10 protein-coding genes are annotated in these 9,771 nt (G+C 35.5%); 9 read left to right on the top strand and 1 reads right to left on the bottom strand.

The features are described 5' to 3' along the window. The 5 genes from ACEYOS_RS13480 to ACEYOS_RS13460 all read left to right on the top strand — a co-directional run. Positions 1-1,536: Rne/Rng family ribonuclease (locus ACEYOS_RS13480; protein WP_373797594.1), on the top strand; the 1,536-nt coding region annotated here is incomplete at its 5' end. 257 nt (positions 1,537-1,793) lie between these two features. Beyond that, positions 1,794-2,336: a hypothetical protein gene (locus tag ACEYOS_RS13475; protein ID WP_373709368.1), complete on the top strand. Its 543-nt coding sequence runs from the start codon at positions 1,794-1,796 to the stop codon at positions 2,334-2,336. Between the two features lie 20 nt (positions 2,337-2,356). Further along, positions 2,357-2,824 (top strand): nuclear transport factor 2 family protein, encoded by a 468-nt coding sequence (locus ACEYOS_RS13470; protein WP_373739252.1) that lies wholly within the window; start codon positions 2,357-2,359, stop codon positions 2,822-2,824. Positions 2,825-3,125: 301 nt separating this feature from the next. Continuing rightward, the gene (locus tag ACEYOS_RS13465) at positions 3,126-3,938 is read left to right on the top strand and encodes an alpha/beta hydrolase (protein ID WP_373709366.1); all 813 of its coding nucleotides are present in this window, start codon (positions 3,126-3,128) and stop codon (positions 3,936-3,938) included. 6 nt (positions 3,939-3,944) lie between these two features. Continuing rightward, positions 3,945-4,817, top strand: coding sequence for a hypothetical protein (locus tag ACEYOS_RS13460; protein WP_373709365.1), 873 nt, complete (start codon positions 3,945-3,947; stop codon positions 4,815-4,817). Between the two features lie 874 nt (positions 4,818-5,691). Here ACEYOS_RS13460 and ACEYOS_RS13455 read toward each other — a convergent pair. After that, positions 5,692-6,786, bottom strand: a complete 1,095-nt coding sequence (locus ACEYOS_RS13455) for a tyrosine-type recombinase/integrase (protein WP_373709364.1) — start codon at positions 6,784-6,786, stop codon at positions 5,692-5,694. A 163-nt stretch (positions 6,787-6,949) separates the two neighbouring features. Between ACEYOS_RS13455 and ACEYOS_RS13450 the strand changes: the two genes are divergently transcribed. The 4 genes from ACEYOS_RS13450 (at position 6,950) to ACEYOS_RS13435 (ending at position 9,537) form a co-directional block, all read left to right on the top strand. Continuing rightward, on the top strand, positions 6,950-7,492 hold the full coding sequence (locus tag ACEYOS_RS13450; protein WP_373709363.1) for a hypothetical protein: 543 nt from the start codon (positions 6,950-6,952) through the stop codon (positions 7,490-7,492). Positions 7,493-7,642: 150 nt separating this feature from the next. Then, positions 7,643-8,110 (top strand): DUF1905 domain-containing protein, encoded by a 468-nt coding sequence (locus ACEYOS_RS13445; RefSeq protein ID WP_039455252.1) that lies wholly within the window; start codon positions 7,643-7,645, stop codon positions 8,108-8,110. Then, positions 8,103-8,780 (top strand): DUF2461 domain-containing protein, encoded by a 678-nt coding sequence (locus ACEYOS_RS13440; RefSeq protein WP_373709362.1) that lies wholly within the window; start codon positions 8,103-8,105, stop codon positions 8,778-8,780. Before ACEYOS_RS13445 ends, ACEYOS_RS13440 begins: the two co-directional genes overlap by 8 nt. Positions 8,781-9,309: 529 nt before the next feature. Further along, positions 9,310-9,537 (top strand): hypothetical protein, encoded by a 228-nt coding sequence (locus tag ACEYOS_RS13435; protein WP_373739253.1) that lies wholly within the window; start codon positions 9,310-9,312, stop codon positions 9,535-9,537. Positions 9,538-9,771 lie beyond the last annotated feature (234 nt).

Here is a 9,771-nt window from a genome sequence, read left to right as displayed (position 1 = left end):
GAAGCTGAGCAATCTAAGATTGCCCTACTGGAAGACGGACGGCTTCTTGAACTCCATGAACAGGAGGACAAAAGTGAGTTCGTGGTCGGCGATTTATTTATCGGTAAAGTAAAAAAACTCGCACCCAACTTAAATGCTGCGTTTGTTAGCATTGGTTACGAGAAAGATGCCTTCTTGCATTATCAGGATCTAGGTCCACAATTTCTCACCTACAAAAAATTTCTGCAAGACACTGTTTCTAAGAAACAACAAAACTCATCATTAAAGAATTTCGAAATTCAAAAAGAGATTCATAAAAACGGTGTAATCGACAAAGTGCTTGCAAAAGATGACAGCGTTATTCTTCAAATTACCAAAGAACCAATTTCGACAAAAGGTCCCAGGATTTCTACCCAGATTTCTTTGACTGGTAGGTTTTTGGTCTTAATTCCGTTTGACAAGAGCGTTTCTATTTCTAAGAAAATTAATAATTCTGAGGAAAAAGAAAGGCTAAAAACTTTAATTGAAAGCATTAAGCCTGAAGGTTTCGGTGTGATCATTAGAACCGTTGCGGAAGGTAAAAAAGTGGCTGAACTTCACAATGACATGAATCAACTGATTCAGAAATGGGAAACGGCTTTTAAAAATCTTCAGAAAAATAAAGTTCCGAGTAAAGTATTGAGCGAAGAAGATAAAGCTTCCTCTATTTTGCGCGATAACTTTAATGCAGATTTCGTTTCTATCATTTGTGACGATGAGCAAATGGTTGATGACATGAAAAATTATATCGAAGTCATTGCACCGGAAAGAAAGAACATTGTTCAGTTCTACGACAAACCTATTCCGTTGATGGAATATTACAACGTAGAAAAACAACTGAAACAAAGTTTCGGGAAGCATGTCAACATTCCAAGTTCGAAAGGTGCTTATCTGGTGATTGAACACACAGAAGCATTGCATGTTATTGATGTCAACTCCGGGAATAATCTTTCCTCAGGAGCAGGTTCATCCAATAAAGAGCATGCGTTGACCGTGAATAAAATGGCAGCCACCGAGATCGCCCGTCAACTTCGATTGAGAGATATGGGTGGAATTATTGTAGTTGATTTTATTGATATGATCAATGCCGATCACCGACGTGATCTGTATGAACATTTCAAGAGCGAAATGAGCAGAGATAAGGCAAGACATAAAATTTTACCGCCGAGTAAATTTGGCTTGATCCAATTAACGAGACAAAGAACACGTCCGGAGAAAGTTATCAAAACCAAGGAAGACAATCCTAATATTGATGGCGAAATTCTGGCGCCAATTGTGGTTGTGGAAAGAATGGAAGAAGTCATTCGAAATTTAATTCAAACCGAAAAAGGCAAACTGTTCCTTCACGTACATCCTTTTGTAGAAGCTTATTTGACCAAAGGTTTAATGAGCATCCAAACAAAATGGTACCTGAAATATAAAAAATGGGTTACGATTATCCCAAGAGATTCTTTTAAATATTTAGAATACAAGATGGTCAATTCTAAAAAAGAAGAATTGATGAGTTATTCTAATTAAGAATACAAAACAGTCGCACAAACATACAACTTCCGAAGATTTTCGGAAGTTTTTTTTATTTTAAAAACACAAAGTCGCAGCGGTTTTATTATAGTGAAAGGAAGTTCATAAAAAGTTGATTACACCAGACTTACTAAAGGTTTGGTAAGTTAAAATCTCTATCGAAAATTTTTATTATTCCTCATTTCGTCATCGTCGAATTCAAAAAATCATATATCGAGAAATAGTTTTATATTTGATTGAAGTAAAAATGAAACATGAAAATAAAACTACTATTTCTTATTACAATCCTCTCTTTTTCAAGTTCTTTCGGTCAAGATTTCGACAAGCTTCTGTACTCCAAAAAAGATCAGGCGACCTACCTTATCGATCAGAAAATAATTGCAAATTTCGACGTGATGAAACAACTTGGGTCTGATCACATCGCGAAAATTGAAGTCTGGAAATCTGCAAAAAAAGGTATTGATCAGTACGCCGATAAGTACCCAAATCTCAGTGAGTACGGTTTGATCATCATTGAATCTAAATTAAAAAATATCCCGGCAAAAAGTCAAACTGAGATCAGAGAATTTCTGCATGCAGATCCAAACACGAAAGTTTATGTGGATGGTTATTTATTAAAAAATTATTACCTCATTGCCACCCAAAGTATCACTGAAATCGAATTCATCAGTCCGAACGAGCAAAATTTAAATGAGGAGAAGATTATTAATGTCTGGACTTTAAACAAAGATATACGATTGGGACCTTTAAATATTCGTCAAATGAAAGTTAAAGAATCCTCCAATACAATACAGTAATTATTAATTTAAATTTAAAAATGAGGTATTTCTATTTCCTTTTGACCTTATTAACTTTACTTCTGATCTCCTGCGGTAAAGGAAAATTGAGCGAAAAAACGACAACGATGGAAAATAATCAACAACTAATTAAGAACTATTTTTCTTATTTTAATCAACACGAATGGACTTCAATGGCGAATATGTATTCTCAAACTGCTGAGTTTAAAGACCCATCTCTGGGATCAGGAATTTTCAAACAATCCAGACAGGAAATCATTGATAAATATGCGGAACTCCAGCAAATATTCACGGACTTACATAATGAAGTTGTAAAAATTTATCCGTCGGGAGAAAATCACGTTATCGTGGAATTTATTTCCAGCGGAACAGCTGCTGACGAAACTAAATTTGAACTGGCAATCTGCACTATTTTCACCATCGAAAACGGATTGATCACCCAGGACTTTACTTACTACGATAATTTTGAAGAGCAAGAAAGCAAGTAATATTTTCTAAAAGAATCAGCCGTTTACGCATTTCTGATTGGAGAATCTGTAAAATTATATCTTGCTTTAACCAATGCTGTTTTTGACGCGTCGATTGCTTTTTAGGTAGTCAAAAAACACTACGATTATTGCTGACCAATTAAGCCGATCCATCATCTTTTCTGTGGTAAGAAGATTAAGGCGAAGAACGGAGCTGAGTTAGTAGTATTCTTCGGGATGCTGCTTATTTATTTTAGTCCGAATAAATTTTTCTACATTTGAGTTCCGATGCATTCATCAATTGGAAAATTAAAAAAATACCATGAAAACAATTTATTCCACCATTTTACTCTTACTCATTATGATTAACTGTGCGACTGCTACTCCACCGCCCGATCCTATGCCTGCTCACGAAACAATAAATATTGATTCAAAAATTCTCGCTGAAATTCGCGTCATTAATGTCTGGACGCCTTCGACCTATCAAAATAGCAACGAAACTTTGCCGGTGCTGTATATGCCTGATGGCGGCGAGAAAGAAGATTTCGCACACATTGCGAATACGCTGGCTGAATTGATTGCCGCCAAAAAAATTCCACCAACTATTTTGGTCGGGATTGAAAACACCCAACGCAGAAGAGATCTTACCGGTCCAACCGAAGTTGCCACGGACAAAGAAATCGCACCCATCGTTGGCGGTTCTGCCAACTTTAGAAATTTCATTAAAACGGAACTGATTCCAGAGATCAACCAGAAATACAGAACAAATTCTGAAAAAGGAATTATCGGTGAATCTCTCGCTGGATTATTCGTGACTGAAACGTTTCTGGTTGAACCTGATCTATTTGATTATTATATTGCTTTTGATCCATCGATCTGGTGGAATGATCATGAACTGGAAAAAACTGCAAAAGACCATTTGGCAAAGTTCCCGACGACGGAAAAAAGATTTTGGTTCGCTGGGTCTGGTACTGATTCTATTTTAAACTCAACTAGAAATTTAGCAGATACCATTAACAAAGCAGGTCTGCGCAATCTAAAATGGTTTTATGCCGATGAACCAAAAGAAAAGCACAATACTATTTTCCGGGCGACCAAAGAGAACGCGATGATCTGGACCATGAATAAAAATTAATTATTGGTGGAAGTTCAAATACTCAATCGTAAAAAACTGGTCAATATACCGAGCGGTTCGGGAATTGCCAAAACGGACGATGGCTATTATGTCATTGGTGACGACTCACCTTATCTCTATTTTTTAGATCAAAACTTTGAGGTCATTTCTAAAACACTTATTTCAGACGATCAAAATTTTAACGGAAAAAGAATCATCAAATCAGAAAAAGCAGATTTCGAAACGCTGGAACTGATTGGTAAAAATGAGTTGGTGATATTCGGATCTGGCGGAAAGTCGCCGCAACGGGATGTTTTTGTACAGGTCTTTCTGAACGAACAAATTACGGTTGAAAAATATTATTTAACCAGTTTTTATAATCATCTTCGAAGTTTACCCGTTTTAAAAGATGCTGAATTAAATATTGAAGCCACGGCTTTTCATGAAGGCCAACTGTATCTTTTCAATCGGCGTAAGAATATTATTTTCAAATTTGATTATGGACAATTTTTGAGCTTTCTAAAAGACGAAGTAGCTTTGCCAACGATAGAAGTTCACGACTATATTTTGCCAACAATCAACAAGGTGGAAGCAGGTTTTTCCGGCGCTACTATTTTGAAAGATCAACCGAAAATCATTTTCACCGCTTCTGTGGAGGACACCGATAATCCATACGATGACGGCGAAATTTTGGGAAGTTATATTGGAATGATCGACATTTCGAATAAGACGATTTCTGATCAATTTGAGTACTGCGAACTTTCAAATTCGGAGGAACATTATAAAGTAGAATCAGTGACGATCGAGGAAGAAATCAGTGTTGGGAAAACAAAAATGATCTTGATCACTGATGATGACGAAGGAAATTCGATGATTCTTGAAAGTGTGCTTTTGTGGTGATCAAGTTTTTTAGAGCATTTGATTAAGCGTTTTTTCAGGAGGCTGAATTGATGGAAAATATTGTCAGTTGAAGTTTTTGAATCGCAAAATTGTAAAGGCTGATTTTGAAAATTGGTCTCTATTTACTTCGCTTAGAAAATTTTAAGAAAGTAAACTTAAAACGAAAGGAGCGATTTTCTTGCTCTAATTAAAACACGATCGAGTATGAAAGAAATTTGTAAAATTTCTAGCCTTGGCTATTTTTTTCTCATGTAATAAAGTGGCAATTTCAAAAGCAGAAATTGGTTCGGTTGGCAAAGTTTTAGAATTTTACGGAGTTGAAATCAATTGTTTCTATGGATTTTAAACCCAAAATGTTGCCCAATATCAATACTTTGAACTGAAAGCGAGTAAAAGTGAGTTATTGAATAATGATCTGCAACATTTAACGGAGCACGCCGGAAATATTGCCCACCTCTAATTCTCGAATTTGGGAAGAGAGCAATCCAGTTATGATGAAATCAGAGTAACGCTTCATTTAGAAAATGGCGAAAATCGGAACTATACTTTTTCAACTAGGCATTTGAAAGAAATCGATAATCTGTATCCTTCGGTTGAGCATTCTAACCTTTTTATAAAGACGGTGATTACCGATCATTGGTGAAACAATTTAGCAGCAAGGTTGGCTGCTAACGATGGAGATTTTTGTCCTATTGCTGAGATTGGAAATTAAGAAAGTTTTTTTGTTTGAAAAACTGCTTATGACCACAGCTGAGTCTGCAGCCCGACTTGAACGGAGCTCTTTTTTGCGCAACGAAGTGGAGCAAAAAAAGCGGGAGTGGAAGGCGGAAATGTCTGCCCAAAAGAAAAGTATAAAAAGACAAGCCATCGCTGATCAACCCGGAAAAAGTTTGTCTAACGGCGAGGGTACGCTGGCAACGGTGCGATCGGCGACATGGGTATAATTGAGTGTGGTTTTGATATCGTTGTGTCCCAATAATTTTTGAATGAGCGAAATGTCGGTGCCTAATTCCAGGAGATGCGTGGCGTAGGAATGGCGTAAACTGTGGATGCCGACGGTTTTTTTGATGCCCGCTTTGTTCATGCCGATTTTGAAAACGGACTGTGCGCTTCTGATGGCGAATTTGCCGCCGGACTGTCCTTCGAAGAGGTAAATTTTGGGCAGATAGGCTTTGTAATAAAGGCGTAAATCTGCCAAAATACTGTGCGGTAAATTGACGTAGCGGTCTTTTTTTCCTTTGCCTTGCGAGATGAGCACCTTCATTGTTTTGGAGTCGATGTGTTCTATTTTGATGTTCACGATCTCGCTTACGCGCAGGCCCATGCCGTAACATAATTGCAGGATGAGCTTGTGTTTTGGATTTTCGGTGACCTTCAGCAATTTTAAAATTTCGGTGGTGTTGAGGGCTTTTGGCAAGAGTTGTGGTTTTTTGGGTCTGGGAATATCGAAGAAAATCTTATCCTGATGCAGTACTTTTTCAAAGTAAAATTTGACGGCATTCATGCGGCTGTGAATTTGATTTTCGGATAGTTTAAGTTCTTGATGACAGTAGAGAAAATAGCTTTTCAGTTTTTCTTTGGTCAACTCCTGTACGGGAAAGGAGCGAAGAATGTAAAGCAGTTGCGCAAATTCTAAGGAATAAACACGGATGGTATTTTGGCTAAATCCTTTGAGGAGTAATTGATTTTGATAGGTTTGATAAGTAAGTAAATTATTAGGATGAATTTTGAGCAAGACCTCCTTGCCGACTATTTTTTTGTCGAGGCCGAAGCGTTCCCGATTCGCATTGTTATCGGTGACGTACCAGGATTTTTGGGTGTTTGACCAACGTGCTTTCACCTCACTTTTCAGCATTTTGATCAAGGTCTCCTCTTTTTGAAATCGTATCCAAATAATATTTTTCTCTTGATGCATGCCTTCTTGTGGAGTGAAATATTTTTTATCAAAAACGGGTTGCGCATTTTCCATAGTTGTAGGTGCGTATTTGAATAGTTAGACTTGCGTGTTTTGTGTAACTATAAAGGTAAAGACATTTTAAGGGTGTGACAGCGAGGATTTCACCCTAAATAAAAATTTTTGTTGAATTGGGAAAGTTGCGTATATTTGAGAGTTATAGGCAAGCAAAACCAACATGACGCAAAAAAAATTTGAATCAAAATTTAAAAAAGAAAATAAACAAGATAATATTTGGAATTACATTATTTCCATCTTAACAATCATTGCAGGAATATTTATTTTCGAAAAATTAGCATTTACAAACTATTATGAATTAAAATTTGAAGAGAAAAATGGAAAAATATTGTCAAAAAATATTCTGTACTTGTCTTCATTAATATTGATAATAATTGGAACCTATGGATTTTGGAGAATTCCAAAATTATATTTTATAAAAAAAATAAAAGGTAAATCTATCAGAAATGAAAATGAACTTTTAATCATAAAATGTGCTCAAAAATTCAAAATGACATTAATTGAGAAAGAAGAGGAATTTTATTCTTATCATTATATTGGAAAATTTAAAAACCCTTTTCATGTTTTTCTCTTTGCCGATGAAAATGGCAATATTCTTATAAATGTTCAAAAAATAGATTATGATGGTGGCTTTATCGATCTTGGAACTTCAAGACGAGTGAAAAACAAAATAATAAAAGAAATAAAAAATGCCTGCCTATAACAAGGTATTTCTACAAGCGGGTATGAAGTTTTCATCGAAGATTTCCGCGGTTAATTAAGTTTTTAGCAAGTAGAAAGATTTCCTATTTTTAGCCCGCCTGCAGAAATACCCAACCGTTAGCGGTCAGGCTAAAAGACAACCCGTAACAAAATGGAATACTTAGTAAAAGACGAGATACTAGAATTGAAATATGAACACGGCAAGGGTGCGTGGACTTATCATATTCAAATTCCGAACACAAAACACATTGTCGGAAAATGGGGTTCATTGAAAGTATCAGGAACTATCGACAATTACAAAATTGACAGTATCAACCTATTTACAATTACGGGACAAGACAAACTAATTTCTATTAACGACAAAATCAGAAAAGCGATTAATAAAAGCGGTGGCGACAAAGTTAGGGTGACACTTTACTTACTGACCTCAAAGGAACAAATTACCGAAAAGGAAATTTTAGAAACATTCAAAGATTCAGAAGTTTTGCAAGCGTTTAAAAAATTGCCTGACGAAGAACAAAAAGAAATCATCGGGAAAATTGCTTCTACAAAATCGGAAGAAAAACAGATTAAAGTGATTTTGAAATTTATTGACCAATTAAGCAAAAGCAATGATTAAGCAGACTTCACTTGATTTCCTTTCAAAACTGAAAAAGAATAACTCAAAAGATTGGTTTGAACAAAATCGAGATTTATACGAGCATTACAAAACTGACATTTTAGAATTGACTGAAAACCTTTTGACAGGATTATCGCAATTTGACCAATCTATTTCACAAGCCAATTTAGACCCCAAAAAGTGTTTGACAAGAGTAAACAGAGATTTACGATTTTCAAAAGACAAGACACCATACAAAAACTATGTTTTAATTGTATTCAACAAAAATGGTTTTCACGGCAACACGGCAGGATATTATATTCAAATTGAGCCAGGTGCTAACTTTTTAGGTGGCGGAATTTGGCGGACAACACCTGAACTTCTTAAAAAAATACGTCAAGAAATTGACTATTCATTCAATGACATCAATAAAATTATAACATCACCAAAGTTTAAAACGATTTTTCCAAGTGGAATACAAGGTGTAGGTAAACTAAAAAAAATGCCAGACGGTTATGACGAAACAAATCAAGCAAGCGAACTTTTGAAAATGAAAGGGTTTTGTACTAAGGAAATCGTAAGCGACAAAATGCTAACAAGCAAAGACTGCGTTGCGAAAATCTTGGACAGTTTTAAGACCTCAAAACCACTAATTGACTACATAAACAACGCAATTGAGTATAACGAGTAAAAAGCCCGAACCTCTAACATCGGTTTTGCGTAATGGCGGGTTCAGTTCTTCGTATGACAGTTTAGTGCAAGGTTCAAGTACAGTTCTTCGATTGAACTTTTGTGCTATAAATCCGCCACTACGCAAAGCCGGGAACCGTTGTAGGAAATTTAACTCCTTATTTCGGGGAAACCTTTGCGCAATCAAAGTTAATTTATGAACGAGACCGGAAATTAACATTAAAATATTTCCAATTTAACCGCGTATGCCGTATAGTGTAAGGCGCGAGAAGATAAAATATTACGAATAATTTTGCTTTCATTTTGATAATGGATAAAGGTCTCAACATGTAATCAATATAGGTGCTTTTTGATTTTGCGCTAATTAACTACGCGATTTTACAAAAAGTCTTGAATCTACAGTCTAAAGCCTACTAATGTAGGGATTGGATTAGGATTAAATAAGTGTATAAAGGTGAGGAAACAGAACGTATAAAGTAAAGGGAATAACTAAGAATTTTGTTGATAATAATAAATATAATTTTTTAATCATGGATAAAAAAAGAAAAAAAACATTAAACATGGGACTTAGAACTGGTGCCATTTTAACTGGAGGTTGGTTGATTGGAGGACCCGTTGGAGGTTTTATTGGAGCTGGAGTTGCTGCTACGATTAATGTTTTTAAAGCAATCCGCCAAGCAAAAGAAGAAGATGAAGAAGAAGAACTTTTAAGTAAGAAAAACACTAGATCTCAGCATAATGGCGAGGAAATTAATTAGAGGTGTTTAATAGAAACTTCCTACAACAAGGTATTTACAAAAAAAGCCCCGAAATCATATTATGAACAGGGGCTTTCTTCGCAAATACCCAATCGTTGTAACACATTTTATAAAAATCGAAATTGAAATTTACATCAAAAATAATTTTAGTAACATTTATTTTTTTAGTGGTTACAATTATAACAATCGTAATTTTATTTGGCGACCACATTAATAAAACAAACTTTAAAATTT

It is taken from the genome of Kaistella sp., assembly GCF_041824135.1.
Lineage (GTDB): Bacteria > Bacteroidota > Bacteroidia > Flavobacteriales > Weeksellaceae > Kaistella.
This window is presented reverse-complemented; position numbering and strand designations above follow the sequence as displayed.